Here is a 25,632-nt window from a genome sequence, read left to right as displayed (position 1 = left end):
CTAAGTTGTTGCTATGCGTCCCCGGCGGGATGCATGATGACCCCAATCGCGACAGGGTGATGTATAGAGATGTGACAGCCGCAGGAACGGACCTTGCCGATAGCTACTCCCAAGCAAGATCAAGCAAGGAGGTCTTTTCCATGTATTCCACCCACGCTCACGATGACGCCGGCCTGATGGGCCGGCTGCTGCCTTCCGAATGCACGCGCGCCATGCTGCTCGCCGGCGCAGTCGGTTTTCTCATCGCCCGCTGCTGCGCGGGCTGCGCCGCGGTACACCAGCGGCGCAAGGCCGCGCGCCCTGCTGCCATGCCACAGAACCTGCAACGCTGGGAGGGCGAGGGCGGCAGTCCGGTGCCACCGGTAGCGCGCGAGGTCAGGCCCTGATCTGGCGCAGGCCGGCTTGAAAACCGCGTGTGCGGGCCTCAAGCCTGCACCGTGTGCTGCAGACCGCGGATTTCCGAGCGCGTGACTACGGCGGTACCGAACTTTGCAACGGCGATGCCGGCCGCCAGATTGGCGCGCTGGATCGCATCGTGCAGGGTCTCGCCGGTGGCGAGATAAGAGGCGAGCGCGGCGAGCACGGTGTCGCCGGCGCCGCTCACGTCAAAGACCTCCCTGGCCATCGCGGGGATGTGCGCGGGCTCTTGCCCCGCGCTGAACAGGGACATGCCGCGCTCACCCCGGGTCACCAGGAGGTGCTCGACCTCCAGGCGCGAGCGCAAGCCCGTCATGGCGCGCGAGAACCCGCGCTCATCGGCCCAGCTGCCCGCGACAATGGCCGCTTCTTTCTCGTTGGGCTTGAGCAACCAGGCGCCCCTGTACTGCTCGAAGCTGCTGCCCTTGGGGTCCACCATGACGCGGCAGCCGCGCTCGATGGCTTGTGCGATCAAGTGCTCGCAATGCGCAAGCGAGCCCTTGCGGTAGTCGCTCAGCACCACCCATGGGTGGCTGCCCAGCAAATCGCCGACGAGCGAACACAGCTGTTGCACGGCCTCGGGCGCTGGCGCGCGCTCGAAATCGACGCGCAGCAACTGATGGCGGCTGCAGACCGCGCGTATCTTCTCGGTGGTGGTCAACCCCGGGGCCCGCACGGCATGCAAGGCGACTCCGGCCTGGCTCATGAGTTGCACCAGATCGTCGCCGGCCTCGTCCTCGCCGAGCAGGGTGGCGAGCGTGACGCGGCTTCCCAGGGCACTCAGATTGACCGCCACATTCGCCGCGCCGCCGGCGCGCTGCCACTGCTTGCCGAAACGCAGCACGGGCACGGGCGCTTCGGGGGAGATGCGCTCCACCGCCCCTTCCCAGTAGCGGTCGAGCATGCTGTCGCCGACCACCAGAATGGGCTCTGTCTTCGTGGCTGCTGCGGGCTTGGCGGCAGCAGCCGGGGCGCCGATCGCAGATGCGACAGACGCGGCAGGGGCGGGACAGCAGGCAGGGCGCATGAGCGAACTCCATCGCAGGGAACACCTGTAGTTGGAGGCAAACGACGTGCCCGCAGGGCTGTTGCGCTGGCGACAGCCACTCAAGCCGGCTGGCGCACGCGCAGCAAGGCGGTGATCTGCTCCGGGTTTACCGGTTTGGTCAGATGGTGGTCAAACCCGGCCGCAAGCGACGCCTGGCGATCCTGCGCCTGGCCCCAGCCGGTCACCGCGACGAGCAGCGTGTCTTCTCCGCCAGGCTGCCGGCGGATTTCGCGCGCTACCTGATAGCCACTGCGCCCTGGCATGCCGATATCGAGCAGGCAGACATCGGGCTTGACCTCACGCCAGAGCGCCAAAGCCTGCACGCCGTCGTAGGCGCTGTGCGTCTCGTGCCCCTCGGCCGCCAGCAAGGCCGCCAGTGTTTCGGACGCGTCCCGGTTGTCGTCGGCGATCAACACCTTGCAGCGCGCCGCCGAAGCGTCCGGGTCGGCTTTCGGCGCGGGCAAGGGCAGCAAGGGCTGGCCGTGGTAGCCGAGCGGCAGACGCACGGTGAAAACGCTGCCGCAGCCGCGCCCTTCGCTGTAGGCGCTGAGCGTGCCGCCGTGCAAATCGACCAGGCCCTTGGACAGGGCGAGGCCTATCCCCAAGCCGCCGCCCGTCTTGTCGTCCGTCTGCCGCAACTGGGAGAACATGCGAAACACGTCCGGTATCGAAGCCGGAGGGATGCCGATGCCGTTGTCGTGCACCTCGATGACGACCTCGTCGTCCTCGCGGCGCACTGCAACGCCTATCTTGCCGCCCGGGTTGGTGTATTTGGCGGCATTGTTCAGCAGGTTGGAGACGACCTGCGCAATCCGCAAGGCGTCGGCCCAGATGATGATGGGCGCAGGGCTGCTCTGCAGCGACAGGCTGTGCTTGCGCGCGTCGATGTTGGGGCGCGCCGTTTCCATCGCGGCGTTGAGGATGTCGTTGATGTCGCTGAAGGTCTTGCGCAGCGTCAAGGTGCCGCGGCCGATATGCGGCACGTCGAGCAGATCGTCGAGCAACAAGGCCATGCGCCTGACCTGCCTGTCAGTCACCTCGCAAGCCCAGCGCCGCTGTGCCGGCGATGCCTGGGGCGACATCAGCAGCCGCACTGCCTGGCCGATGGGCGCGAGCGGGTTGCGCAGCTCATGGGCCAGGGTGGCGAGAAATTCGTCCTTGCGCCTGTCGGTGTGGCGCAGGCGCTGTTCGTTGCGTATGCGCTCGGTGATGTCGGTAAACCAGATGGCCAGGCTGCCATGGATGGCCGAAACGATGCAATGGAACCAGCGGGCCTTGCGCCGTCTGCCGCTGACAGTGTCGAACTCGACGATGCGCTGCGTCTGCAAGGCCTTCAGGCACTGGAGAAACTCCGCGCTTTCCCGTGACAGGCCGGCCAGCGATTCCAGCGCGCGGCTGCCCAGCAGCTCGCGCGGCGGTTTGCCGAGCGCACGGGTGGCCGCGAGGTTGACGTAAGTCCAGCGAAAGTCGGCCACGACGCCGTTCTCGCGTATCGGCTCCAGAATCACGAAGGGCGCGCCCGATGCTTCGAGCACCGCCTCGAAGCGCCCCTGGGAGTCCTGCAGCGCCTTGCGTGCATGCATGCGCTCGATGAACAGCACGGCCTTGCGCGCGCAGATGTCCGCGAGCGTGCATTCGCGCGTGGTGGCGCTGCGCGGCGTGTCCAGAAAGATGCTCAGCACGCCCAGCATCTCGCCTTGCGGGCTGAGCAGTGGTGTGCTGTGGATGGCACGAAATCCGGCCTGGTTTGCGAGCCTCTGACACTCGGTGCCGTGCAGTTCAAGGTCCACGTCCGTGATGACCACGCGCGCACGCTGCTGGCAGGCCGCAGCGCATGCGCTGGTGCCCGAGGTTCCGAGCAGCGCCCGCGCTTCGGCGTCCAGACCGATGCTCGCGCCGATTTCCAAGTTTTCGGCCTGATCGTCGCACAGCAGGATTGCGCCCTGGCGCGCGCCATGGAAATACGCCAGGGTGCTCAGAATCATGTCCAACTGGGTATCGAGCTGGGGCGTCTCCAGCAGTTGCGCGCTGAGTTCGTGCAGGTGGTTCAAGTCGCTGAGCTGTTGGCTGAGCTGGTCGCGCGCCTGGACCAGCCGCTGGTTGACCGCTTTGCGCTCGGTGACGTCCAGGCAGGTTCCGAACAGGCGCGTGACCTTGCCGTGCGCATGCCGCGCACGGACGCAGACGAACAGCGACAGCGAGCCGCCCTGCAGGCGTGGCAGCGAGATCTCGCGCTCGTAGCTGGCCAGCCCTTCCGCCATGCGCATCTGCAACACCTTGATGTTCTCGGCGATGAGTTCCGGTGGCAAACAGGCCTGCCATGCGGAAAAGGGCTGCCATCGCGCGACTTCGGGCATGCCGACCAAAGAGGCCAACACCGGCGAGGCGTAAACCGTCTTGCGTGCCAGGTCGAGCTCGAAGACGCCGAGGCCGGTTTCCTCGGTCGCCACGCGCAGGCGCTCCTCTGCAAGCAATGCACGGGCGCGGTAGCGGTGCACAACGCTGCCCATGACGAGCAACAGCGCCGCCTGCCCGAGGAAGAGCAACAGCGCTTGTGGCTCAAGCGCCTGGCGCGTATGAATCGGTGAAGCCCAGCCCAGCGCGAGATAGCCGGCCAGCAGCAGCGCCAGCCCCGGTCCGGGTCCCCCGATTGCCGCGCCCAGGCCGACGATGGGAAGGGCAAGCCAGACCAGATCCTTGGGGCTGATCCAGGGTTGAAGGAATATGTAGAGAATCAGCGCCGCCGCACCCAAGGAGAAACCCAACAGATAAGCGCGCCAATCTGTCAGTCCTCCTCGTCGTACATGCATATGATGGATATCTCTGGGTTAATCGACCCAGTGTACACAAATCGCATGCAGGTCGTGTAGGGTCGAGAAACAATATCCCCTTGTCGGTTACGTTTCAAAAATATACACAATATACACGTCAGTTAACGGCTATTTCATTTTTTGACGTTACTTCATTTCCCCCGGTCACGCTTTTTCGCCCGTTTCGCGCGTTTGCGGCTGGCAAGCAGGGCTAGCAGCGCCGACTCGGGCTGACTCAGGCCCTTGCCAGACTTGCGTTTGCGCGGCAGGGGCCTGCCCGTGGGGCCGAAGAGCGCTAATACTGCCGGGTGAATGTAGAACTTGCGGCAGACGGCGGGCGTATTCCCCAGATGCCTGGCAACCTGCATGGCGACTTCGCCCGCGTCCAATTTGGAAGGAGCGCCGTCTCCATCGCGCGCGTTTGCATTCTCCAATGCCAGCGCCATTGCGTGCACGCTGCCATGCCAGGTGCGGAAATCCTTGGCGGTGAAATTCTTGCCGCAAATGCCGCGGATGTAATCGTTCACGTGGTCTGAGCGAATTTCGCAGGCTTCGCCGGTTTCGTCGAGAAACTGAAACAGGCGCTGGCCCGGCAGATCCTGGCAGCGCCGGGCAATGCGCACCACGCGGCGGTCGTCGATGGCGCATTGCCGCATGACATGGCTTTTCCCGCGGAACTTCAGCAGCAGGCGCGTGCCTCGGGTTTTTGCGTGCCGCCGCTGCAGCGTGGTCAGGCCATAGGAGCCGTTCTCCAGCGTATAGACCTCGTTGCCCACGCGCAGTCCCTGCAAGTCCATTACGCGCACGACGGCGGCCGCCACGGTGGTCAGGTCGAGCCGGCGGCGCGCCAGATCGCGCTGCACCGCACGGCGCAGCGCGGGCAGTGCTCGGCCAAATGCGAGCATGCGGTCAAACTTGGCGGCGCTGCGCCATTGCTTCCACAGCGGGTGGTAGCGGTATTGCTTGCGGCCCTTGGCATCGCGCCCCGTCGCCTGCAGGTGACCTGCCGGGTCTGGGCAAATCCAGACATCGGTATAGGCCGGCGGTATCGCCAGCTTGCGCAGGCGAGCGAGCGTCTGCTTGTCCCGTATCACCCGGCCGTGCTCATCCAGATAAGAGAAGCCGCGCCCTCGGCGTACCCGGCGCCAGCCATGCGTGTAGTCGTCCACGTAGACGATCGCCGGCTCGCCTTCAGACTCTGGGGTGGGCGTCATGGATGTTGCTCCCGCCCCCGCCCCTGACCCCCGACGCGCGGTGATGCGGTGCACCCGGCGCAGCACCCAAGCGAGTGCGCGCCGGCCGTGCTGTTGACGCCTGGTCCGGCAGAGCAGCGAGAGGCGTTGGGCTGGATGTGCATGAGCGCGGCGTGCAAGTGGACGAGCGGAGCGTGTTTTGCTGCCGGACAGGCTGCGGCGGCAGATACGGCAGGCAGCATGCCCGCGAAGCGGGTGGGGTGCAACACCGGTCGGGAACGCGGCTTGCCTGCACGGTCTGCCCCGCTGCGGCGGACTTGGAAACACCTACCAGCAAAGGACGCAAGCAATGCCCACAGTGAGCGAAGTCATGACCCGTGGCGTACGCACTCTCAGCCCCGAAGACACCCTGCAGTTTGCCGCGCAGGCCATGGACGAGCTCTCGGTGGGCTCGGTTCCGGTATGTGACGGCCAGCGCGTGGTGGGTGTCGTGACCGACCGCGACATCACGGTGCGCGCTACGGCGCATGGCCTGTCGCCCGAGCATGCGCAGCTCGCGCAGATCATGAGCCGCGAGGTGCAGTGCTGCTACGAAGACCAGTCCGTCGAAGAGGCCGCGCAAATCATGTGCGACGCCCAGTTGCGCCGCTTGCCGGTGCTGGACCGCAGTGAGCAGCTCGTCGGCATCCTCTCGCTGGGCGACGTGGCCGTGCGCGCCGACACGGACGAGGCCGCCAAGGCCTTGCAAGGCATTTCCATTCCTTCCCGACCCGATCGTTCGGGCCTCTCGGCTGCCGCCGGCAGCGCCGCAGGCGGCGCCGATGCCCGCTGAGACCCTTCGTTCCCGCGCGGCAAAGGCGCTTACCTGAAACAGAGACTGGAGAAATACCCATGGTCAAACACGACAAGATCAATGCACAGGCCCAAGAGCTGTTGCTGCAGATGATGGAGACCGAGCTCGGCGGGGAGCAGGTGTATCGCACCGCCCTGACTTGCGTGCTCAACGACGACCTGAAGAAGGAGTGGGAAGAGTATTGCGAGGAAACCATCAAGCACCAGGAGGTGGTGCGTTCGGTGTGCGAGGCGCTCGGCGTGGACAGCAATGCCGACTCGCCCGGGCGCCAGGTGGTCAAGCACATCGGGAACTCTCTGGTCAAGGCGATGAAGATGGCCAGCGACAGCGGCGACCGCGCTCTGGCCGAGCTCGTGGCGTGCGAATGCGTGGTCCACGCCGAAACCAAGGACCATGCGAACTGGGAGTTGCTTGACCAACTGGCCGAACACATGAAGGGCGAGAGCGCAGAGGTGCTCAAGCAGGCCTACGATGAAGTGGCCCAGGACGAACACCATCACCTCTTTCACACCAAGGGATGGGGGCGCGAGCTGTGGATTCAGCACCTGGGCATGAAAGCCGTGCTGCCGCCGCCCGAAGAGGTGAAACATGTGGAGTCCGCGATTGGCGCCTCACGCGCAGAGCAGCAGCGCGAAAAAATGCTCTGACGCGCAGGCGAGCGCGCGAGCGCGCCGGCTCGAACCCACGCGGGTGCCGATCAGCCGCGAGGTGCTGCTGCTCGTGGACGTGATCAACCCGCTGGACTTTCCCGAGGCCGAGCAGATGCTGGCGAGCGCACTCGCTGCCGCGCGCGCCATCGCGCGGCTCAAGCAGGAGCTCGCGCGCCGGGGCGTTGCCGCCATCTACGCCAACGACAACTACGGCACCTGGCACAGCGAGTTCAGCGACATCCTGCAGGCCTGCCGCAGCCTGCCCGGGGCGCGCGGCGAGATCGCCGAGCTGCTCGCACCCGCGCCCGAAGACCTGGTAATCCTCAAGCCCCAGCATTCGGCGTTTCATTCGACGCCGCTGGAACACTTGCTGGATCGCATGCGGGCCGAGCGGCTGTGCATCGTGGGGTTCGCTACCGACATGTGCGTCATGCTGTCCGCGACCGACGCGCGCATGTGTGGCTACCAGGTTCAGGTGCCGCGCAACTGCACCGCGGCCGAATCGGCATGGCGCAAGCGTGAGGCATTGCGCCAGTTGGGCCGCGCCTTCAAGTGCGACACCCGGGCGTCCGTGGCTGCACGCAAGCCTTGAACTGCCGACATGGCTGGCTGCCCATGCGTTTGCAGCGCGGTGCAGCCCTGCATGGCGCGGCAGCCAGCGCCTACGATTTTTCTATCAGCTCGATCTTGTAGCCGTCCGGGTCCGTCACGAAGGCGATGATGGTGCTGCCGCCCTTGACCGGACCGGCTTCGCGCGTGACCTGACCGCCAGCGGCCTTGATGCGCTCGCAGGCCGCATGGGCATCGGGCACGCCAATGGCGATGTGGCCGTAGGCATTGCCGTGCTCGTAGCGCTCGACGCCCCAGTTCCAGGTCAGTTCGATCTCGGCCTGGCCGGGGTTGCCGCCTTCGTAGCCGAGGAAGGCGAGCGAATACTTGTATTCGGGGTTCTCGCTGGTGCGCAGCAACTGCATGCCCAGCACCCGGGTATAAAAATCGATGGAACGCTGCAGGTCGCCCACACGCAGCATGGTGTGTAGAAGTCGCATGCGTTGATTATGGCGAAGGCCCCGGGGCGGACAATAGGCGTTTCGATTGCACCGTTTGACCGCCATGATCCACAGCCCTCTTGAAGCCGCCGCACCCCTGCGCCTGACCAGTCTGTCGCATGGCGGCGGCTGCGGATGCAAGATCGCTCCCGGGGTGTTGCAGGAGATCCTTCAGGGCAGCGCCGCAGGCTGGGTGCCGCCCGAACTGCTGGTCGGCAATGAAACCGCGGACGACGCCGCGGTGTACCGGCTCAACGACGATCAGGCGTTGGTGGCCACGACCGACTTCTTCATGCCCATCGTGGACGACCCCCATGACTTCGGGCGCATCGCCGCGGCCAATGCCATCAGCGACATCTATGCCATGGGCGCCAGGCCCATCATGGCGCTGGCCTTGCTGGCCATGCCGCTGGCCAAGCTCTCGCTGGAAACCATAGGCGCCGTCGCGCGCGGCGGCCAAGCCATTTGCCGCGAGGCCGGCATCCCCATCGCGGGCGGGCACACCATAGATTCGGTCGAGCCGATCTACGGCCTGGTGGTCATGGGCCTGGTACACCCCGGCCAGGTCAAGCGCAACCGCGACGCGCGCGCGGGCGATGTGCTCATCCTGGGCAAGCGTCTGGGCGTGGGCGTGTTGTCGGCGGCGCTCAAGAAAGACAGGCTCAGCGCCCAGGGCTACGAGGCGCTGATCGCCAGCACCACACAGCTGAACACGCCGGGCATGGCGCTGGCGCAGCTGCCCGGGGTTCATGCGCTCACCGACGTGACCGGCTTTGGCCTGGCCGGCCATGCGCTGGAGCTTGCGCGGGCCTCGCGGCTTGCGGCGCATTTGTACTACGACAGGCTTGCGCTGCTGCCGCAGGTAGCGCAACTGGTCGAGCAAGGCTTGCAGACCGGCGCCTCGCGGCGCAACTGGGAGGCCTATGGCGCTGAGGTCTTGCTGGACCCGGCACTCGCGCCCGCTGCCCGCGCCATCGTCACCGACCCGCAGACCTCGGGCGGTCTGCTCGTCAGCTGCACGCCGCAGGCTGCGCCCGAGGTGTTGCAGCTGTTTGCCGAGCAGGGCTTCGAGCATGCGGCCGTGGTGGGCGAGATGCTGCCGCCGGGCAGCCATTCGCTGCTGGTGCGCGCCTGAAGCGCGCCGGCGCGCTTCAGCGCTCTAGCGGCGCGTGGGGTCGAAGTGCTTCTTCAGCCCCATCCAGCATTCGTGGTAGCGGCGCTGGCGCTGGGGCGACTCGAGCGCGAAGCGCGTGGCCTGGATGACCACGGGCGTCTCGAACATGATGGCCATGGTGTCGCGGATGTAGTCGGGCTGGCTGGTGTCGTGCTGGCTGGCCTTGTCGAAGGTGCCCGCGTCCGGCCCGTGGCCGATCATGGAGTTGTGCAGCGATGCGCCCCCGGGCGCAAAGCCCTCGGCCTTGGCGTCGTAGGCGCCATGCACCAGACCCATGAACTCGCCGGCGATATTGCGGTGAAACCACGGCGGGCGGAAGGTGTCTTGCATGGCCAGCACGCGCGGCGCGAAGGCGACGAAGTCCAGCGTGTCGACGCCGGGGGTGCTGCTGGGCGCATGCAGCACCAGGAAGATCGACGGGTCGGGCTGGTCGTAGCTGATCGAGCCTATCGGATTGAACTTGCGCAAGTCGTATTTGTAGGGCGCGCCATTGCCGTGCCAGGCAACGACGTCCAGCGGCGAATGGCCAATCGGCGCGCGCCACAGCCGGCCCTGGAACTTGGCGACCATCTCGAAGCTGCCTTCCTTGTCCTCGTAGGCCGCCACGGGCGTGAGGAAGTCGCGCGGGTGCGCCAGGCCGTTGGAGCCGATCACGCCCAGATCGGGCAGGCGCAGGTGGGCGCCGTAGTTTTCGCAGACATAGCCGCGCGCCGGGCCTTCGGGCAGATCCACGCGAAAGCGCACGCCGCGCGGAATCACCGCGATCTCCTGAGGCTCTACCTCGATCAGGCCGAACTCGGTGGCTATCTTCAGCCGCCCCTGCTGGGGCACGATGAGCAGCTCACCGTCGGCGTCGTAGAAGTAGCGCGTGCCCATGGACTGGTTGGCCGCGTAGATGTGCACCGCGCAGCCGGTGTTGCCGCCCATGGTCGTCATGCCGTCGATGAAGTCCACTTCCGCGCTCGGCCCGGGCAGGGGCAGCGGGTCCCAGCGCAGCGGATTGGGCGGCGTGGGCACTTCGTCGAAATGGCTGAGCCAGCGCGGGGCGATATCGCAGGGCTCGTAGGGCTCTTGCACCGCCGCCGGGCGGATGCGGTACAGCCACGAGCGCCGGTTGGCATGGCGCGGTGCGGTGAAGGCGGTGCCCGAGAGCTGCTCCGCGTACAGCCCGTAGGGCGCCTTCTGCGGCGAGTTGCCGCGCGCCGGCAGCGCGCCGGGCAGCGCCTCGGTGGAAAACTCGTTGCCGAAGCCCGGCATGTAGCCTTGTGCAGACATGGTGATCTCCTCAAACGTCAGGGGCCAAGCCTAGCCCCAATTGGCTTCAGACGGCGACCGGTGCCTTGAGCGCCGGATGGTGCCGGTAGTCCTGCACCTCGAAATCCTCGTAGGCGTAGTCGAAGATGGATGCCGGCCGGCGCCTGATGTGCAGCACCGGGTAAGGGTAGGGCGTGCGCGCCAGCTGGGTGCGCACCTGCTCGAGGTGGTTGTTGTAGAGGTGGCAGTCGCCGCCGGTCCAGATGAAGTCGCCTGCCGTGAGGTCGCATTGCTGGGCCAGCATGTGCGTGAGCAGCGCGTAACTGGCGATGTTGAACGGCACGCCCAGGAAGATGTCGGCGCTCCTCTGGTAGAGCTGGCAGCTGAGCTTGCCCTCGGCCACGTAGAACTGAAAGACCGCATGGCAGGGCATGAGCGCCATGCTGGGCAGATCGGCCACGTTCCATGCCGAGACGATGATGCGTCGGCTGTCCGGGTTGCTCTTGAGTTGCTCGACGACCTGGGCGATCTGGTCGATGTGCGCGCCGCCCGGCGTCGGCCAGGAGCGCCACTGCACGCCGTACACCGGACCGAGGTCGCCGGTTTGCGGGTCGGCCCATTCGTCCCAGATGCTCACGCCTCGCTCTTGCAGCCAGCGCGCGTTGCCGCTGCCGCGCAGGAACCACAGCAGCTCGTAGATGATGGACTTGAGGTGCACCTTCTTGGTCGTGACCAGCGGAAATCCCTCGGCCAGGTCAAAACGCATCTGGTGCCCGAAGACGCTCAGCGTGCCGGTACCGGTGCGGTCGCCCTTGGCGACGCCGTGTTCGTAAACATGGCGCATCAGGTCTTCGTACTGGGAGCGAACGGGGCGGGTATTCATGGACGATGAGCTCTGTCAATGCTTCTGCCGGTACTCGTGCGCGGTGCAGATCGGCAAGGGGAATGTAGCGCGCAAGGCCAGCAGATCGGCGTCACCCGTGACCAGCGCATCGGCCGATGCCACATGGGCAAGCACCAGGAACACCTGGTCCTTCACGTCGCGACATTGGGGCAAAACGGGCCAGGGGCTAGGCAGGCCGACAACCTCGACGTAGGGCAGAAAATCGGCCAGCAAGGCCTGCCTGTCGGCTTCGGTGAGGCGAAACTTGGGATAGGCCAGCACGCGCAGCAGTTCGCTGGTGGTTTCCTTGCACGCGATGGGGGCGATGCTGCCGTCCTGCCAGGCGTGGCGCCACCAGGCCAGCTGGCCTTGTTCGAAAAGCAGGGCGGACACGACGATGTTGGTATCGAGCACCACCCTGGCTGCTTGCTCGCTCATTGCCGCGCCCACGCGACGGCATCTTTCACGTCTTGCTCGCTCAAGCCCATTTGCGCGAGCTTGTCACGCACTGCCTGCCCGCGCAGCATCTGTACCGGGGTCAGCACGATGCGTCCATCTTCCACCGCCACCTCGAAATAGTCGCTGGCCTGCACGCGCGAGATGGCGGCCTTGGGCAAAGTGATCTGGTTTTTGGATGTCAGCTTGGCAAGCACTTTGTTCTCCGTCGGGAAAGTGCAGACATCTTACTTCCTTGTTTCGAAGAAGCAAGCGAAATACAAGCGAAATACAGCGTAAACGCTTTACTGGAGCGCGCTTGCAGCTATTGTTTAGATAGTATACATCCCGGATTCATGATGCCTTGCGGATCGAGCGCCTGCTTGATCGCGCGCATCAAGGCGAGCGCGACCGGCGGCTCGTAGCGCTCAAGCTCGTGGGTCTTGAGCTGGCCCACGCCGTGCTCGGCAGAGAACGACCCGCCGAACTGCGCGACCGCGTCGTAGACCAGCCGGTTCACGCGCGCCTCTTGCTCGCGCAGGAAGACCTTGCCATCTGCTCCTGCAGGCGCCTGCACGTTGTAGTGCAGGTTGCCGTCGCCCAGATGACCGAAGTTCACCAGGCGCACGCCGGGAATCTCGCGCGCGAGCAGCGCATCGGTGTGTTCGACGAAGGCCGGAATGCGCGAAGCCGCCACCGATATGTCGTGCTTGATGTTCAGGCCTTCCTCGGCCTGGGCGAGTGGAATGCTCTCGCGCACATGCCAGAGCTCGCGGGCCTGGGCGATGCTCTCGGCCACCACGGCGTCGAGCACGCAGCCATCGTCGAGCGCCTGCTCCAGCAGGTGTTCGAAGCGCTCGCGCGCGTGCTGCTCCGATTCGCTGTCGGCGTTTTCCAGCAGCACGCAGTAGGGCGCGCCCTGCATGCCGGCAAAGGGCACGCGCAGCTGCGGCATGTGCCGCGCGACGAGCGACAGCGCGAACTGCCCCATGACCTCGAAACCGGTGAGCGATGCTCCGAGGTGCTGGTGCGCCAGGCCCAGCAGGCGCACTGCGGCCTGCATCGACGGCACCGCGGCCCAGGCGGTGAGATCGGCCACCGGCTTGGGAAAAAGCTTCATCGTGGCGGCAGTGATCACGCCCAGCGTGCCCTCGCTGCCGATGAAGAGATGGCGCAGGTCGTAGCCGGTGTTGTCCTTGCGCAGGCCCGACAGGCCTTCCCAGACTTCGCCCTGCGCGGTCACCACCTCCAGGCCCAGGCACAGCTCGCGCGTATTGCCATAGCGCACCACCTGCGTGCCGCCGGCGTTGGTGGCCAGGTTGCCGCCCAGGGTGCACGAGCCTTCGGCGGCGAGCGAGAGCGGAAACAGCAAGCCGTGCTGATCGGCGTATTCCTGCAGCGTCTGCAGGATGCAGCCCGCTTCCACGGTCACCGTGAGGTTGTCGCGGTCGATCGCCCGGATGCGGTTCATGCGCGTGAGGCTGAGCACGATTTGCGTGCCGCTGTCGTCGGGCGTTGCCCCCACCGACAGCCCGGTGTTGCCGCCCTGCGGGATCAGTGCCGTGCCGCTTCGGGCGCAGGCACGCACGACGGCGGCCACTTCGGCCGTGCTGGCCGGGCGCACCACGGCCAGCGCCTTGCCCTGGCGGCGGCGGCGCCAGTCCTGCTCCCAGGCACAGAGCTTGCCTTCGGTGAGTACGTGGTCTGCGCCGACGATGGTGCGCAGTGCTTCAAGGAGTGCTTCGGAGGTCATGCGATACCGGTGGATTCGGGTGCGCTGCGCGCAGCCGCAGGCGGATGTGCATCACGCAGGCAGCAAACAGCAGCAGGCTCAGGACAATTTCGCCCAGCGCCAGCCAGCGGCTGGGGCCGGGCTCGCTCCATGCGCGCACCACGCCTTCGGTGAAGTACAGCCACAGCAGCAGGCTGAGCCAGCGGTAGGTGTACATGCGCCGCTTGAGCAGCCCGGCCAAGGGCAGCGCCAGGGGCAGCGCCTTGAGCGCGATCCAGGAGCCGCCAGGGCGCAGCGGGCTCAGCCACAGCTCCCAGGCCAGGCACAGCACGATCAGCAGCGCAAGCGCCGCAATCGCCAGCGTCTGGCTCAGTACCACGAGCGGTGGCGGGGCGGCGGGGCGGGGCGGCGTGGTCGGCATGGCGGGCGGAATCTGGGATCATACGGGCGATGAGATTCAGTCGCAGCACCGTTGACCATGTCTTGCGCCGTCTGCGCCACTTCCCGTGGCTGGGCGTGGTGGTGCTGATGGCCGAGCGCTACCGCAATGACCGCCTGGGCCAGATCGCAGCCAGCCTGACCTACACCACGCTGCTGGCGCTGGTGCCCTTTCTGACCGTGGTGCTGGCCATCTTCGCGGCCTTTCCGATCTTCAGCGAGATGCAGCAAGTGCTGCAGAACTGGCTCACCCAAAGCCTGTTCCCGGAGAACATCTCGCGCCCGGTCATGGACTACCTGATGCAGTTCGCGGCCCAGGCCAGTCGCCTGGGTGCGGTGGGCTTCTTCTTTCTGATCGTCACCGCGCTGGCGCTGATCCTCACGATAGACCGCACGCTCAACACCATCTGGCGCGTGCCGCACCTGCGCCCGCTGGGCCAGCGCGTGCTGATCTACTGGGCCGCGATGACGCTGGGCCCGCTGGTGCTGGCCGGTGGCCTGATGCTGACCACATCGGCAGCGTCCGCCGCCTCGCACCACATCGGCGGCGCCTTGCCCGGCGGGGTGCGCCTGCTGTTTGGCATCATCGAATTCCTGGTGATGGCCGCCGGCATGTCGGCGCTCTACCACTACGTGCCCAACACCACGGTGCGCTGGCGCCACGCGCTGGCCGGCGGGGTGTTCGTGGCGCTGTGCGTGGCGCTGGCCAAGAAGGGGCTGGCGATCTACCTCGCCTCGGTGCCGACCTATTCGCTGATCTATGGCGCCTTCGCCACGGTGCCGTTGCTGCTGCTGTGGGTCTACATGGTCTGGGTGATCGTGCTGCTGGGGGCGGTGATCGCGGCTTACGTGCCGCGCTTGCGCGCCCGGATGGCGCGTACCGACACCCTGGAGAACCAGGTGCCGTTCGCGCTGGCGGTGCAGGTGCTGCAGCAGTTGCACGCTGCGCTGCAGCGACCGCATCGGGGCCTGAGCAGCGCCCAGCTCGCGCGCTGGCTGCACGTGGGCGAGCCCCAGCTTGCCCCGGTGCTGCAGGAGCTGCTGGAGCTGGGTTGGGTAGCGCAGATCAACGAGGTGGCGGGCGGCGCGCGCGATCTGTCCGACGCGCGCTACCTGCTGCTCGCCGAGCCCGCCAGCACGCCGATGGAGCCGCTGGTGCAGCGCCTGCTGATCGAGCGCACGCCGGCGCTGCAGCGCTTCTGGGGCCACACCGGCATGCAGGTGCTCAAGCTCGCCGACGTACTCGAGCGCGAGCCTGCCGGCGGCGCGCCCGCGCCGGCGTCCTGAGACTCATTGCGGCGCCAGCGTTTGCACGAAGGCGCGGGTGCGCGCGTCCTGCGCCTGGCCGAAGATCTCGCCGGAGCGGCCCGCTTCCACCACCGCGCCGTCCTGCAAGAAGACCGTATGGCTTGCCACCTGGGCCGCCAGGCGCAGGTCGTGCGTGGCCATCAGCATGGTCATGCCCTCGCGCGCCAGGTCGCTCAGCACCGCGACGACCTCGGCGGCAAGACCCGGGTCCAGCGCCGAAGTGGGCTCGTCGCACAGCAGCACCGCCGGTTCGGGCGCCAGCGCGCGCGCAATCGCCACGCGCTGCTGCTGCCCGCCCGAGAGGTTGGCGGGCCAGGCGTCGGCCTTGTCCGCGAGGCCGACCTTGGCCAGCAGCGCCAGCGCCCGTTCGCGCGCACGCTCGCGGCTCCAGCGCTTGACCGTGACCAGACCTTCCATCACGTTCTGCAGCGCGCTCTGGTGCGCAAACAGCTGGAAGTTCTGAAACACCATGCCGGTCTGCAGGCGTATGCGCTGCACCGCCTCGTGCGCCGGGCGCGTGCCGGGGGTGAAGCTCAGGGTTTCGCTGCCGACGGTGAGCGTGCCGGAGTCCGGAACTTCGAGCAGGTTCACGCAGCGCAGCAAGGTGCTTTTGCCGCTGCCCGAAGGGCCGATCAGCGCCGTCACCTGGCCGGGCGCGATCTGCACGCTCACGCCGTGCAGCACCTCCTGGCCGGCAAAGCTCTTGTGGATGTCCTGCAGCGCAATCACCGCCCGCCCTCGGCAAACACCGCATGGCGGCTGAAGTGGCGCTCCAGGCGCACCTGGGCGGACGCCAGCACCGAGCACAGCACCAGGTAGATCAGCGCCGCCTCCACGTACAGCACCAGCGGCTCATAGGTGACCGAGGCGATGCGCTGTGCCGCCTGAAAGATTTCCGGCACGGTGATCACTGCAGCGAGCGACGTGTCCTTGACCAGCGCGATGAAGGAATTGGCCAGCGGCGGCACCGCCACGCGCGCCGCCTGCGGCAGCACGGTGCGGCGCATGGCCTGGCCGCGCGTCATGCCTATCGAATAGGCGGCGTCCCACTGGCCGCGCGGGATGGCTTCGATCGCGCCGCGAATCACTTCGGCGTTGTAGGCGCCGATGTTGAGGGAAAAACCGATCAGCGCGGCGGTGAAGGGGTCGAGCACGATGCCCGCGCTGGGCAGACCGTAGAAGATCACGAAGAGCTGCACCAGCAGCGGCGTGCCGCGGATCAGCCAGATGTAAAAGCGCACCAGCGCCACCAGCGGCGCCGGCCCGAAGAGGCGCGCGAGCGCCGCCCAGAACGCCAGCACCAGACCGAAGACGAAGGACAGGATGGCGAGCGGGACGGTGAACTTGATCCCTCCGACCAGCAGCGGCCAGAGGGATTGCCACATCAATTGCAGCCAGTCGGGCACGGGACTCCGTAGCGCGGGGGCGGCGGCGCCTCAGCGCAGCTTGGCCGAGAGGTCTTCGCCGAAGTAGCGCTCGGAAATCTCCTTGTAGCTGCCGTCGGCAATCAGCGCGTCGATGGCCTTGTCCACCGCGGCCTTGAGCTCGGCCTGGCCCTTGCGCATCAGCACGCCCGAGCGGCCGAACTCCGCACTGTCGTCCGTTGCCACCACCTTCACTTTGGACTGCGGCTGCTGCTTCTTGAAGTCGAGGTAGGACAGGTAGTCGTTCACCGTGGCATCAACGCGGCCCGCAAGCAGCAGCGCCACCGCATCGTTGAAGCCCTGCACCGCCACCACCTGCGCGCCGTTGCGCTCGGCCAGCTTGGCAAAGTTGCTGCTGATGCTGTTGGCCGACTTCTTGCCCTTGAGGTCGGCAAAGTTCTTGATGCCGGTTTCGCTCTCGCGCACGATGAGCGCGGCCGCCGAGGCGATGTAGGGCTTGGAAAAGTCGTACTTGGCCTGGCGCTCGGCGGAAATGCCCACCTGGTTGATGACCACGTCGTAGCGATTGACGTTCAGCCCCGCGATCAGCCCGTCCCACTTGCCTTCGACAAACTCGGCCTTGACGCCGAGCTTGGCCGCAATCGCGCGGCCGATGTCCACGTCAAAACCGACGAGCTTGTTGTCCGCCGCCTGATGGAAACTGAAGGGCGCGTAAGTGCCTTCGGTACCTATGCGTATCGTGCCGGCCTTCTGGATCGCGGCCAGGTCGTCGGCGGCCAGCGCAGGGGTTTGTGCCCACAGGGCAAGGCTGGCGATGCCGGCGGCCAGCCACAGGGTCTTGAACAGTTTCATGGTTTTCCTCTATGCCTTGCGCGCCGGCCTGCGGCCCGCGCCTGGCCGCCAAGTATGCGCGCAATCGCTGTTCGGCAAGGGCCGGGCCAGCGATCGTTTGGCAATGTGCTTATGCCTGCGCGCCGCCTGCTGCAGCGCCCGCCAGGCTGCGTGCGGCCGCCACGCCCAGGCGCACCGCGCCTTCCAGCGTGGCGGGGTAGGGCCCATCGACATAGTCGGCGCAGGCAAGCAGACCCGGGGCGATGTGCATCGCCGGGCGATTGAGCGCCGGCGTGCAGGAGAAAGTGGCGCGCCGCTCGACCACGGTCTGCAGCACCTGCAGACCGGCCAGGCCGAGCGCGCTCTGCGCCTGGCGCAGCACCTGCGCCGCCAGTGTGCGGCGCTCGCCGCTGAAGGCGCTCACGACGAAGGCCAACAGCCCCGGCGGCCCGCCGAGCCGACCGCGGTCGAAGACGAACTGCGCCGGCGCATCCGCCCCGGGGCGCAGCGCCAGCATGGCCTGGCCCAGCACCGGGCCGCGGGCGCCGGGCAGCCGGGCATACACCGTGGCAATCGCGCCATAGGCCAGCGGCTCGGCCGCGGTGACCCAGGCTTGCAGCAATAGCCGCATCGCGCCGGTCGCACCGGCATGGGCCAGCAGGCGCGTGGCTTCGCTGCTGGGGCAGGCCAGCAGCACCGCATCGAAAGCTTCGCCGTCCACATGCCAGTGGCGGCCGTCGTGCGCCAGGGTCTGCACGCGCCGGCCCAGGTGCACCGCGTGGCCGCGTTCGCGCAGCCAGTGCAGTGCGGGCTCGGGCAGCAGCGCGCCCAGCGGCAGGCGCGGCAGCAGCAGGTTGGAGCCGCCGCGCCCGGCAAACAGGCTGTCGCGCAGCACCGTGAGAAAAACCTGGCCGCTGGCGCAATCGGGCGGGGTGTTGAGCGCCGAGATGCACAGCGGTGCGATGAATTCCTGCACCAGGCGCGCGGGCAGCCGGGCGCAGAGCTCGGCCACCGTCGCGGTGCTGGCGCAGGCAAAACCGCCGAGCCGCCAGGCGAGCGCCTGGCGCAGCAGGGCCAGGCGCTCGGCCAGGCTCCAGCCGCGCGCGCGCGCAATGCCGGCGAGCGCGTCCCAGGGCGGCGCGATGTCGGGCAGCGCCAGGCCGCTGCCGTCGGCAAAGCGCAGCGCAAGCGGTTCGCGCTGCAGCGCGCTCTCGGGCTGCACGCCGACCAGGCGCATCAGGCGCAGGCATTCGCGGTAGGCGCCGATCAGGATGTGCTGGCCGTTGTCCAGCGCCAGCGGGCTGCCCTCGGGCCCGGCGACGGTGACGGTGCGCGCGCGCCCGCCGGCTTCGCGCCCGGCCTCCAGCAGCGTGACGCGGTGTCCCTGCTGCGCCGCTTCAAGCGCCGCCGCGCAGCCCGCCCAGCCGGCCCCGACGACCGCGACCTTCATGCCTGCCTGCCCTTGCCGCCGCGCCCAGGGGCACGACAGCGGCCCGCCCGCCCCGCGCCGCGCTTCACATCTTCCCCAGCGCCTGCACCTTCCAGGCGAGCCAGAGCTTGCGCAGCGGCGTGAGCGCAATGCGCTGGTGCAGCACCTGGAAGTCTTCGGCCTCGATCTCGCGCAGCAGCGTGCGGTAGATGCTGGCCATCATCAGCCCCGGCTTCTGGCTGCGCCGGTCGATCGCGGGCAGCATGGACAAGGCCTCGTCAAAGCTGCGGTGCGCGCGCTCGGCCTGAAAGCGCATCAGCCGCGTGAAGGCTTCGCCGTAGCGGCGGTGCGCGAGGTCTTCGGGCGTGACGCCAAACTCGCGCAGCTCTGCCTGCGGCAGATAGACGCGCCCGCGCCGCACGTCTTCGCCCACGTCGCGGATGATGTTGGTCAGTTGCAGCGCCAGGCCCAGCTTGTGCGCGTAGTCGCTGGTCGCCTTGTCCTGCTGGCCGAAGATGCGCGCCGACACCTCGCCCACCACGCCGGCCACGTAATGGCAGTAGTTGGCCAGACCGGCGAAGTCTTCATAGCTGTCGTAGCGCAGATCCATCTGGCAGCCTTCGATGATGTCCAGCAGTTGCTGGCGCTCGATCGCGCAGGCGCCCACGTGCGGCATCAGCGCGCGCATCGCCGGATGGCTGGGCTGACCGTCGAAGGCCTGCTCCACCTCCGAGCGCCACCAATCCAGCTTGGCCGCCGCCACGCCAGGGTCGCGCACTTCGTCCACCACATCGTCCACCTCGCGGCAGAAGGCGTAGAAGGCGGTGATCGCGGCGCGCTTGTCGCGCGGCAGAAAGAGAAAGGCGTAATAAAAGCTGCTGCCTGAGGCCGCTGCCTTGTTCTGCACGTACTGCTCGGGGTTCATCGGGGCGTGATTGTCCCATGCGCATGAGCGCCCGCCTCCGGTTTACGGTTTTAAGAAAAATCGGCCTCAAACGCTTGCCTTACAAGCGCTGGCAGCTATCAAAACAGGATTACATCAGCGCGGCACGCCAGAGCATGCCCGGCAGATGCCAGGCGCACAGGCGCGGGCGCAACTGCAGGCTGGCGCCGCCCAGCGCCTGCACCTGGCCCAGCACCGCCAGGCCCCCTTGCACCACCAGGCGCAGCTCCCAGCCCACGCGTCCCGGCAGGCGATGCACCAGCGGCGCACCCTCCAGCATCAGGGCGCGCGCCCATGCGGCGCAATCCATGATGAGCGCATCGCTCGCCGCCGAGCGCCGCAGCGCCGCCAGATCGGCCCGCGCCACGCCGTGGGCGGCGCAGTCGGCGTCGCTCAGATAGTGGCGCCCGCGCGGCAGATCCACGCTCAGGTCTTGCCAAAAATTGATGAGCTGCAGCGCCGAGCAGACCGCGTCGCTTTGCGCCAGCGCCTGTGCATCGTGCACGCCGTACAGATGCAATAGCAGCCGCCCGACGGGATTGGCCGAGCGCCGGCAGTAATCGAGCAGCGCGGCGCGATGGGCAAACGTGGCATGGTCCCGCGTCATCGCCACATCCTGCTCGAAGGCGTCGAGCAGATCGGTCAGCAGGTTCAGGGGCAAGTCGTGGGCCGCGATGGCGCTGGCCAAGGGACCGAAGACCTGCGGCCAGCGTGCGCTCGGGGCCTGGGCTGCTGCGGCGGCGGCCAAGTCTTGCCGGTAGCTTTGCAGGTCGGCGAGGCGTTGCCCGGCCGTGGCGTGCCCCTCGTCGGCCAGGTCGTCCGCCGTGCGGGCAAAGTGGTAGATCGCGGCAATCGGCGCGCGCAGGCGCGGCGGGCACAGCCAGGAGGCTACGGGGAAGTTTTCGTAGTGGGTGACGGGGGCAGGGTTCACGGATGCCACTGCGGCGCGAGCCTCAGGCAGGCCAGTACACCTTGCGCAAGGGGACCAGGCGCTGCATCTCCACGTCCATGCGCTCGTAGTGTTCCAGCAGAGCGCGCACCAGATCGTCCAGGTCCATCAACATCACCGGAATGCGGCCGCGCTCGGCCTCATAGCGCGCGTCTTTGGTAAAGCCGCCAGTGCTCACGTACAAGCCCTTGTCGTGATCATGGCGGCCGCCCAGAAAGCTGCGTATCTGCTGGGAGCCGATGGCGCTGCCTTCTCGGTGCTTGACCTCGACCACGATGCGCGGGTCTTCAAACCCGAAGCCGTCGGGCGAAGCCACGATGTCCTTGCCCCGGTCCGAGCCTTTGGGCGAGATGCGTGTCTTGTAGCCCATGGCGCGCAGCAGGCCGGCCACCAGCTCCTGCATGTCTTCCCAATCGAGCGCGTTGACCTTGTCCTTGATGAACTCGAAGCCTTTGGACTGCACGTCGCGGTAGATATCTTCCTGGCTGTCTTCTTCCGTTTGCGCCGGCTGCACACTCTCGTGGGGCTTGGCCGAAGGTTGCGACAAGCGGGAAAGCACCTCTTGCCCCACCTGAGATGGCAGCAGGAAGAGCGTGGAGATGGCGCCGAGGCTGTTGCGTGCAGCTACCGAGAGCGCATCGCGCGGCACGCTGCCGAGCCAGCGCACGCTGCGCGTGTTCGGAAATTCGGCCGAGTGCGCAGGGCGATAGGCGTAGGCACCGGTGACGCTGCCCAGAAGATAGACGCGGCTGTCCGGGTCGTAGCTCACGACGTGGTCGCTCGCCGCGATCTCGTGCACGAAACGGTAGGTCTGCCCGGCAGCAGACGCCCTCTGTCCGGGTTTGAGCTCCGGCATGGCCTGCTCCACTGCCAGTGCGAAATCGGCGCGCGTGGCATAGCGCGACAAGTCGCCCAGGGCGCTCCAGCCTATGGCCACGAGCGACTGCGCGCGAAAGTCTTCGATCAGGCTTGCGCCTTCGCCGGCGCGCACCATCCATACGGGGCGAGAGGTATGTTCGGAAGTCATGCTTGCAGTGCCGATGACGACGAGTTCAGAAATTCGCGCAGCGCCGCCGCCGTTTCCACCGGCGCCTCGGTCATCTGATGGTGCCCGACCGGCAGATGGCGCACCTCTATCTGCCGCCCCGCAGCCCGGGCAGCATCGATGAGCGGCCGGGCGGCGCGCGGCGGGGTCATCTGGTCGAGCTGCCCCAGCAGAAACAGCACCGGGCAGGTGAGGGTGGCCATGGCGGCAAGCCCGCCGCTGTACTGGTCGCAGGCGAGAAAGCCGCGGTAAAACACGTTCACCTGGCGGTTGCTGCGCAGCACCTTGCGCCCCAGCGCCATGCTGGCGCCATACACCCACAAGCCCGCGCCGCTGGGCGAGGCGAGCGTGCTGCGCGAGAAGACGTTGATCATCTTCAGCGCCTTCTCGGGGTCGCTTTGCGCGGCCTCGATCAAGGCGGGCGAGACGGCCATCGGCGCCGCCGTGCCGATCAGCGCGAGGTGACTCACGCGCTCCTTGAGGGCAGCCGCGGCTTCCATCGCGATGAGTGAGCCCCAGCTGTGGCCGACGAGCGCGGCCTTGTCGCAGCCGGCGGCATCGAGCAGCGCGGCGATGGTCTGCGCCCCCTGCGCGACGCTCGCCGGCGCCTCGCCGCTGCTGCGCGCGTGCCCGGGCAGGTCGATCGCAAGCACGTTGAAGCCGTGGTTGGCGAGGTAGCGTGCCTGCCAGAGCCAGACGCTGTGGTCGCACAGCACGCCGTGGATCAGGACGACGCTGGGCTGGGCCGGGTTGAAGCTCTTGTCGCCGGTATAGGCATAAAGCGGCGCGCCCTGGACTTGGTAGAGCATCACGCACCCGCCTTTTCTGCCGCTTTCAACGCGCGCTTCAAGTCGTCGATCAGGTCGTCGGGGTCTTCCAATCCGATGGAAAGCCGTATCGTGCCCTGGGTGATGCCGCCCGCGAGCAGCGCCTCGTCCGTCATGCGAAAGTGCGTGGTGCTCGCGGGGTGGATGACCAGCGAGCGGCAGTCGCCGACATTGGCCAGATGGCTGAAGATTTTCAGCGTTTCAATGAATTTTTTGCCCTGCTCGCGGCTGCCCTTGAGGTCAAAGCTGAAGACCGCGCCCGCGCCGCGCGGCAACAGTTTTTGCGCCAGGTGGTGGCTGGGGTGGCTCTCCAGCATGGGGTGACCCACGTGCGCGACGAAGGGGTGGCTCGCAAGGAACTGCACCACGCGCTCGGTGTTGCGCACGTGCCGCTCCATGCGCGCGCCCAGGGTTTCCACGCCCTGCAGGATGAGCCAGGCGCTGTGCGGGCTCAGGCAGGCGCCAAAGTCGCGCAGGCCTTCGCGGCGCGCGCGCAGCAGGAAGCCGCCGACGCTCGATTCCTGCGTGAACACCATGTCGTGAAAACCGTCATAGGGTGCGGTCAGCTCGGGAAAGCGTCCCGAGGCGTCCCAGTCGAAACCGCCGCCGTCGACCAGCACGCCGCCCATCACCGTGCCGTGGCCCGAGAGGAATTTGGTAGCAGCGTGGTAGACCAGATCGGCGCCGTGCGCGAGCGGTTGCATCAGATACGGCGTGGTAAAGGTGGAATCGACCAGCAGCGGCACGCCCGCCTCGTGCGCGATTTGCGCCACGGCGGGAATGTCCAGCACCTCCAGCCCCGGGTTGCCCAGGGTCTCGCCCAGCAGCAACTTGGTGTTGGGGCGGATCGCGGCGCGCCAGGCGTCGACGTCGGTCGGCTTGACGAAGGTCGTCGCTATGCCGAAGCGCCTGAGCGTGTAGTTCAGCAGGTTTTGCGAGCCGCCGTACAGCGCCGTGCTGGCGACGATGTGGCTGCCCGCGCCCATCAGCGTGACGATGGCCAGGTGCAGCGCCGCCATGCCGCTGGCTGTGGCGATGGCACCCGCGCCGCCCTCCAGCGCCGCGATGCGCTGCTCCAGCACGTCGGTCGTGGGGTTCGAGAGGCGCGAATACACGTGCCCCGGCTGCTCCATGTTGAACAGCGCGGCGGCGTGTTCGCTCGATTCGAAGACGAAGGAGGTGCTCAGGTAGATCGGCGTGGCGCGCGCACCGGTTGCAGGGTCGGGCCGCGCGCCCGCGTGCACCGCCAGCGTGTCAAAGCCGGGATCGGCGTAGCCGGGCATGGATGTCTCCGTGTTCGTGCATGAAGCGATGCATTGTGGGCTATATTTGCCGGTGCCCATCGCACCGATCACAGCCATGAAAGTTCGCGACATCCTGCGCCTGAAGGGCGGCACGCTCTACACCATCACGCCCGAGGACTCGCTGGCGGACGCGGCGCGCATCATGTCGGAAAACGATATCGGCTCCTTGGTGGTGATGGCGCACGAGCGTGTGGTCGGCATCCTCACCTTCCGCGAGGTGATAGACGCTGCGGTGAAGAACGGCGGCAAGTTCGACGGCCTGTCGGTCTACCGCAGCATGGACCCGGGGCCGCTCATCTGCACGCTGGAGACCGAGCTCGACGAGGTGCGCCGCATGATGCTGGGGCGCCACGCGCGCTACCTGCCGGTGATAGACAACCGCCAGCTCATGGGCGTGATCAGCTTCTACGACGTGGCCAAGACGGTGGTGGACAGCCAGAACCTGGAAAACAAGCTGCTCAAGGCCTATATCCGCGATTGGCCGCAAGACCAGGCCCCCTCTGAAGCGCAAGGTTGAAATCCGCCTCTAGCGCCCATCCAGCAAGCGCTGGCAGCTATCAAACCAGGAGTTCCCCATGAGTGGCAGCACGCTGGGCAGGCTGTTTTGCGTGACCAACTTCGGTGAATCCCACGGCCCGGCCATTGGCTGCGTGATCGACGGCTGCCCGCCGGGCATGGCGCTCACCGAGGCAGACATCCAGCACGATCTGGATCGCCGCCGCCCCGGCACCAGCCGCCACGTCACGCAGCGCAACGAGCCCGATGCGGTGGAGATCCTCTCGGGCGTGTACGAGGGCCGCACCACGGGCACGCCGATTGCGCTCCTGATCCGCAACCAGGACCAGCGCAGCAAGGACTACGGCGAGATCGCGCAGCAGTTTCGCCCCGGCCACGCCGACTACAGCTACTGGCACAAGTACGGCCTGCGCGATCCGCGCGGAGGAGGGCGCTCGTCGGCGCGCCTGACCGCCCCCACGGTGGCCGCGGGCGCCGTGGCCAGGAAGTGGCTCAAAGAGAAGTACGGCACGCAATTTCGCGCCTGCATGACGCAGCTCGGCGAGCTGCCGATTGCCTTTGAGAGCTGGGAGCACGTGCCGAACAATCCCTTCTTCGCGCCAGTGGCCGAAGTAGGGCAGCTCGAAGACTACATGGACGCGCTGCGCAAGGCGCACGACTCCTGCGGCGCGCGCATCCGGGTGCAGGCTACGGGCGTGCCCGTGGGCCTGGGCGCGCCGCTGTACGACAAGCTCGACGCCGACATCGCCAAGGTGATGATGGGGCTGAACGCGGTCAAGGGCGTGGAAATCGGCGACGGATTTGCCAGCGTCGCGCAGCGCGGCAGTGTGCATGGCGACGCGATCACGCCGGCGGGCTTTGCCAGCAACCACGCCGGCGGGGTGCTGGGCGGCATCAGCAGCGGGCAGGACATCGAGGTGAGCATCGCCATCAAGCCCACCAGCTCCATCCTGACGCCGCGCCCGTCCATAGACATCCATGGCGCGCCGGTGCAGGTGGTCACCAAGGGCCGACACGACCCTTGCGTGGGCATACGCGCGGCGCCGATCGCCGAAGCCTTGCTTGCCCTGGTACTGATGGACCACGCGCTGCTGCAGCGCGCGCAGTGCGCCGACGTGAGCCAGGCGCTTGCCCCGGTCGCGGCAAGTCTGAAGTAAAA

Annotated in this window: 27 protein-coding genes; 8 read left to right on the top strand and 19 right to left on the bottom strand. The window is 67.2% G+C overall.

Annotated elements, in window-relative coordinates:
* Nucleotides 1-140: 140 nt before the first annotated feature.
* Entirely contained in the window at nucleotides 141-386 is a 246-nt protein-coding gene (locus KUD94_RS04740; RefSeq protein ID WP_218238655.1) for a hypothetical protein, read from the top strand.
* Nucleotides 387-424: 38 nt separating this feature from the next.
* On the opposite strand, the gene KUD94_RS04735 is transcribed toward KUD94_RS04740, so the two are convergent.
* From KUD94_RS04735 to KUD94_RS04725, 3 genes are all read right to left on the bottom strand, one after another.
* A complete protein-coding gene (locus KUD94_RS04735; protein WP_255569062.1) occupies nucleotides 425-1,336 on the bottom strand; it encodes a bifunctional heptose 7-phosphate kinase/heptose 1-phosphate adenyltransferase in 912 nt (303 codons plus the stop codon).
* 188 nt (nucleotides 1,337-1,524) lie between these two features.
* Nucleotides 1,525-4,230, bottom strand: a complete 2,706-nt coding sequence (locus KUD94_RS04730; RefSeq protein ID WP_218238653.1) for an ATP-binding protein — start codon at nucleotides 4,228-4,230, stop codon at nucleotides 1,525-1,527.
* Between the two features lie 197 nt (nucleotides 4,231-4,427).
* The gene (locus tag KUD94_RS04725) at nucleotides 4,428-5,444 is read right to left on the bottom strand and encodes a DNA topoisomerase IB (protein ID WP_370625888.1); all 1,017 of its coding nucleotides are present in this window, start codon (nucleotides 5,442-5,444) and stop codon (nucleotides 4,428-4,430) included.
* 373 nt (nucleotides 5,445-5,817) lie between these two features.
* Between KUD94_RS04725 and KUD94_RS04720 the strand changes: the two genes are divergently transcribed.
* The 3 genes from KUD94_RS04720 to KUD94_RS04710 are packed head-to-tail and all read left to right on the top strand — an operon-like array spanning nucleotide 5,818 to nucleotide 7,563.
* Nucleotides 5,818-6,300 carry a CBS domain-containing protein gene (locus tag KUD94_RS04720; RefSeq protein WP_218238652.1) on the top strand — a complete coding sequence of 161 codons (483 nt, stop codon included), beginning with the start codon at nucleotides 5,818-5,820 and terminating at the stop codon, nucleotides 6,298-6,300.
* Nucleotides 6,301-6,359: 59 nt separating this feature from the next.
* Nucleotides 6,360-6,968 carry a hypothetical protein gene (locus tag KUD94_RS04715; protein WP_218238651.1) on the top strand — a complete coding sequence of 203 codons (609 nt, stop codon included), beginning with the start codon at nucleotides 6,360-6,362 and terminating at the stop codon, nucleotides 6,966-6,968.
* 43 nt (nucleotides 6,969-7,011) lie between these two features.
* Nucleotides 7,012-7,563 carry a cysteine hydrolase family protein gene (locus KUD94_RS04710; protein ID WP_255569061.1) on the top strand — a complete coding sequence of 184 codons (552 nt, stop codon included), beginning with the start codon at nucleotides 7,012-7,014 and terminating at the stop codon, nucleotides 7,561-7,563.
* Nucleotides 7,564-7,633: 70 nt separating this feature from the next.
* On the opposite strand, the gene gloA is transcribed toward KUD94_RS04710, so the two are convergent.
* Nucleotides 7,634-8,020 carry a lactoylglutathione lyase gene (gloA, locus tag KUD94_RS04705; protein ID WP_218238649.1) on the bottom strand — a complete coding sequence of 129 codons (387 nt, stop codon included), beginning with the start codon at nucleotides 8,018-8,020 and terminating at the stop codon, nucleotides 7,634-7,636.
* Between the two features lie 64 nt (nucleotides 8,021-8,084).
* Here gloA and selD point away from each other — a divergent pair, with 64 nt between their 5' ends.
* Complete coding sequence (gene selD / locus KUD94_RS04700; RefSeq protein WP_218238648.1) at nucleotides 8,085-9,155, top strand: selenide, water dikinase SelD; 1,071 nt, start codon at nucleotides 8,085-8,087, stop codon at nucleotides 9,153-9,155.
* 24 nt (nucleotides 9,156-9,179) lie between these two features.
* Here selD and hmgA read toward each other — a convergent pair whose 3' ends face one another.
* The 6 genes from hmgA to KUD94_RS04670 all read right to left on the bottom strand — a co-directional run bounded on the left by hmgA (nucleotide 9,180) and on the right by KUD94_RS04670 (nucleotide 13,919).
* Nucleotides 9,180-10,490: a homogentisate 1,2-dioxygenase gene (gene hmgA, locus KUD94_RS04695; protein WP_370625893.1), complete on the bottom strand. Its 1,311-nt coding sequence runs from the start codon at nucleotides 10,488-10,490 to the stop codon at nucleotides 9,180-9,182.
* Nucleotides 10,491-10,515: 25 nt separating this feature from the next.
* Nucleotides 10,516-11,331 carry a thymidylate synthase gene (locus tag KUD94_RS04690; RefSeq protein ID WP_218238646.1) on the bottom strand — a complete coding sequence of 272 codons (816 nt, stop codon included), beginning with the start codon at nucleotides 11,329-11,331 and terminating at the stop codon, nucleotides 10,516-10,518.
* Between the two features lie 15 nt (nucleotides 11,332-11,346).
* A complete protein-coding gene (locus tag KUD94_RS04685; RefSeq protein ID WP_218238645.1) occupies nucleotides 11,347-11,769 on the bottom strand; it encodes a putative toxin-antitoxin system toxin component, PIN family in 423 nt (140 codons plus the stop codon).
* Nucleotides 11,766-11,984, bottom strand: coding sequence for an AbrB/MazE/SpoVT family DNA-binding domain-containing protein (locus tag KUD94_RS04680; RefSeq protein WP_218238644.1), 219 nt, complete (start codon nucleotides 11,982-11,984; stop codon nucleotides 11,766-11,768). Before KUD94_RS04680 ends, KUD94_RS04685 begins: the two co-directional genes overlap by 4 nt.
* Before the next feature lie 107 nt (nucleotides 11,985-12,091).
* Nucleotides 12,092-13,519 carry an FAD-binding oxidoreductase gene (locus tag KUD94_RS04675; protein WP_218238643.1) on the bottom strand — a complete coding sequence of 476 codons (1,428 nt, stop codon included), beginning with the start codon at nucleotides 13,517-13,519 and terminating at the stop codon, nucleotides 12,092-12,094.
* Nucleotides 13,497-13,919, bottom strand: coding sequence for a DUF2069 domain-containing protein (locus KUD94_RS04670; RefSeq protein ID WP_218238642.1), 423 nt, complete (start codon nucleotides 13,917-13,919; stop codon nucleotides 13,497-13,499). Before KUD94_RS04670 ends, KUD94_RS04675 begins: the two co-directional genes overlap by 23 nt.
* A gap of 29 nt (nucleotides 13,920-13,948) precedes the next feature.
* On the opposite strand from KUD94_RS04670, the gene KUD94_RS04665 reads away from it, so the two are divergent.
* Nucleotides 13,949-15,223, top strand: a complete 1,275-nt coding sequence (locus tag KUD94_RS04665) for a YihY family inner membrane protein (RefSeq protein ID WP_218238641.1) — start codon at nucleotides 13,949-13,951, stop codon at nucleotides 15,221-15,223.
* Nucleotides 15,224-15,226: 3 nt separating this feature from the next.
* On the opposite strand, the gene KUD94_RS04660 is transcribed toward KUD94_RS04665, so the two are convergent.
* The 9 genes from KUD94_RS04660 to KUD94_RS04620 form a co-directional block, all read right to left on the bottom strand.
* Nucleotides 15,227-15,973, bottom strand: a complete 747-nt coding sequence (locus KUD94_RS04660) for an amino acid ABC transporter ATP-binding protein (protein ID WP_218238640.1) — start codon at nucleotides 15,971-15,973, stop codon at nucleotides 15,227-15,229.
* Entirely contained in the window at nucleotides 15,970-16,650 is a 681-nt protein-coding gene (locus tag KUD94_RS04655; RefSeq protein WP_218238639.1) for an amino acid ABC transporter permease, read from the bottom strand. Before KUD94_RS04655 ends, KUD94_RS04660 begins: the two co-directional genes overlap by 4 nt.
* Before the next feature lie 30 nt (nucleotides 16,651-16,680).
* Nucleotides 16,681-17,481, bottom strand: a complete 801-nt coding sequence (locus tag KUD94_RS04650) for an amino acid ABC transporter substrate-binding protein (RefSeq protein WP_218238638.1) — start codon at nucleotides 17,479-17,481, stop codon at nucleotides 16,681-16,683.
* A gap of 109 nt (nucleotides 17,482-17,590) precedes the next feature.
* Nucleotides 17,591-18,910 carry a hydroxysqualene dehydroxylase HpnE gene (gene hpnE / locus KUD94_RS04645; RefSeq protein WP_218238637.1) on the bottom strand — a complete coding sequence of 440 codons (1,320 nt, stop codon included), beginning with the start codon at nucleotides 18,908-18,910 and terminating at the stop codon, nucleotides 17,591-17,593.
* Between the two features lie 64 nt (nucleotides 18,911-18,974).
* Entirely contained in the window at nucleotides 18,975-19,814 is an 840-nt protein-coding gene (hpnD, locus tag KUD94_RS04640) for a presqualene diphosphate synthase HpnD (RefSeq protein ID WP_218238636.1), read from the bottom strand.
* A 109-nt stretch (nucleotides 19,815-19,923) separates the two neighbouring features.
* Nucleotides 19,924-20,763: a squalene synthase HpnC gene (hpnC, locus tag KUD94_RS04635; protein WP_255569058.1), complete on the bottom strand. Its 840-nt coding sequence runs from the start codon at nucleotides 20,761-20,763 to the stop codon at nucleotides 19,924-19,926.
* 22 nt (nucleotides 20,764-20,785) lie between these two features.
* Nucleotides 20,786-21,808, bottom strand: coding sequence for a restriction endonuclease (locus KUD94_RS04630; RefSeq protein WP_218238635.1), 1,023 nt, complete (start codon nucleotides 21,806-21,808; stop codon nucleotides 20,786-20,788).
* Nucleotides 21,805-22,635 (bottom strand): alpha/beta fold hydrolase, encoded by an 831-nt coding sequence (locus tag KUD94_RS04625; RefSeq protein ID WP_218238634.1) that lies wholly within the window; start codon nucleotides 22,633-22,635, stop codon nucleotides 21,805-21,807. The genes KUD94_RS04630 and KUD94_RS04625 overlap by 4 nt, the downstream gene beginning before the upstream one ends.
* A complete protein-coding gene (locus KUD94_RS04620; RefSeq protein WP_218238633.1) occupies nucleotides 22,635-23,936 on the bottom strand; it encodes an O-acetylhomoserine aminocarboxypropyltransferase in 1,302 nt (433 codons plus the stop codon). Before KUD94_RS04620 ends, KUD94_RS04625 begins: the two co-directional genes overlap by 1 nt.
* Nucleotides 23,937-24,012: 76 nt before the next feature.
* Between KUD94_RS04620 and KUD94_RS04615 the strand changes: the two genes are divergently transcribed.
* The gene (locus KUD94_RS04615; RefSeq protein WP_218238632.1) at nucleotides 24,013-24,474 is read left to right on the top strand and encodes a CBS domain-containing protein; all 462 of its coding nucleotides are present in this window, start codon (nucleotides 24,013-24,015) and stop codon (nucleotides 24,472-24,474) included.
* A gap of 58 nt (nucleotides 24,475-24,532) precedes the next feature.
* Nucleotides 24,533-25,630, top strand: a complete 1,098-nt coding sequence (gene aroC / locus KUD94_RS04610) for a chorismate synthase (RefSeq protein WP_218238631.1) — start codon at nucleotides 24,533-24,535, stop codon at nucleotides 25,628-25,630.
* The last annotated feature ends 2 nt before the right edge of the window (nucleotides 25,631-25,632 follow it).

The sequence above is a fragment of the Comamonas sp. NLF-1-9 genome, from assembly GCF_019195435.1.
In the GTDB taxonomy this organism is placed as follows: domain Bacteria; phylum Pseudomonadota; class Gammaproteobacteria; order Burkholderiales; family Burkholderiaceae_C; genus Comamonas_C.
Note: the sequence above shows the minus strand (reverse complement) of the source record. Positions and strands in the feature narration are given on the sequence as shown.

What these genes read in the sequence shown, in the direction of transcription:
- KUD94_RS04715 (WP_218238651.1), top strand. Translation starts at nt 6,360, where the DNA reads ATGGTCAAACACGACAAGATCAATGCACAGGCCCAAGAGCTGTTGCTG.
- aroC (WP_218238631.1), top strand. Translation starts at nt 24,533, where the DNA reads ATGAGTGGCAGCACGCTGGGCAGGCTGTTTTGCGTGACCAACTTCGGT.
- KUD94_RS04630 (WP_218238635.1), bottom strand. Translation starts at nt 21,808, where the DNA reads ATGACTTCCGAACATACCTCTCGCCCCGTATGGATGGTGCGCGCCGGC.
- KUD94_RS04675 (WP_218238643.1), bottom strand. Translation starts at nt 13,519, where the DNA reads ATGACCTCCGAAGCACTCCTTGAAGCACTGCGCACCATCGTCGGCGCA.
- KUD94_RS04690 (WP_218238646.1), bottom strand. Translation starts at nt 11,331, where the DNA reads ATGAATACCCGCCCCGTTCGCTCCCAGTACGAAGACCTGATGCGCCAT.
- KUD94_RS04740 (WP_218238655.1), top strand. Translation starts at nt 141, where the DNA reads ATGTATTCCACCCACGCTCACGATGACGCCGGCCTGATGGGCCGGCTG.
- KUD94_RS04650 (WP_218238638.1), bottom strand. Translation starts at nt 17,481, where the DNA reads ATGAAACTGTTCAAGACCCTGTGGCTGGCCGCCGGCATCGCCAGCCTT.
- hpnD (WP_218238636.1), bottom strand. Translation starts at nt 19,814, where the DNA reads ATGAACCCCGAGCAGTACGTGCAGAACAAGGCAGCGGCCTCAGGCAGC.
- KUD94_RS04620 (WP_218238633.1), bottom strand. Translation starts at nt 23,936, where the DNA reads ATGCCCGGCTACGCCGATCCCGGCTTTGACACGCTGGCGGTGCACGCG.
- KUD94_RS04625 (WP_218238634.1), bottom strand. Translation starts at nt 22,635, where the DNA reads ATGCTCTACCAAGTCCAGGGCGCGCCGCTTTATGCCTATACCGGCGAC.
- KUD94_RS04665 (WP_218238641.1), top strand. Translation starts at nt 13,949, where the DNA reads ATGAGATTCAGTCGCAGCACCGTTGACCATGTCTTGCGCCGTCTGCGC.
- gloA (WP_218238649.1), bottom strand. Translation starts at nt 8,020, where the DNA reads ATGCGACTTCTACACACCATGCTGCGTGTGGGCGACCTGCAGCGTTCC.
- KUD94_RS04685 (WP_218238645.1), bottom strand. Translation starts at nt 11,769, where the DNA reads ATGAGCGAGCAAGCAGCCAGGGTGGTGCTCGATACCAACATCGTCGTG.
- KUD94_RS04720 (WP_218238652.1), top strand. Translation starts at nt 5,818, where the DNA reads ATGCCCACAGTGAGCGAAGTCATGACCCGTGGCGTACGCACTCTCAGC.
- hpnE (WP_218238637.1), bottom strand. Translation starts at nt 18,910, where the DNA reads ATGAAGGTCGCGGTCGTCGGGGCCGGCTGGGCGGGCTGCGCGGCGGCG.
- KUD94_RS04670 (WP_218238642.1), bottom strand. Translation starts at nt 13,919, where the DNA reads ATGCCGACCACGCCGCCCCGCCCCGCCGCCCCGCCACCGCTCGTGGTA.
- selD (WP_218238648.1), top strand. Translation starts at nt 8,085, where the DNA reads ATGATCCACAGCCCTCTTGAAGCCGCCGCACCCCTGCGCCTGACCAGT.
- KUD94_RS04615 (WP_218238632.1), top strand. Translation starts at nt 24,013, where the DNA reads ATGAAAGTTCGCGACATCCTGCGCCTGAAGGGCGGCACGCTCTACACC.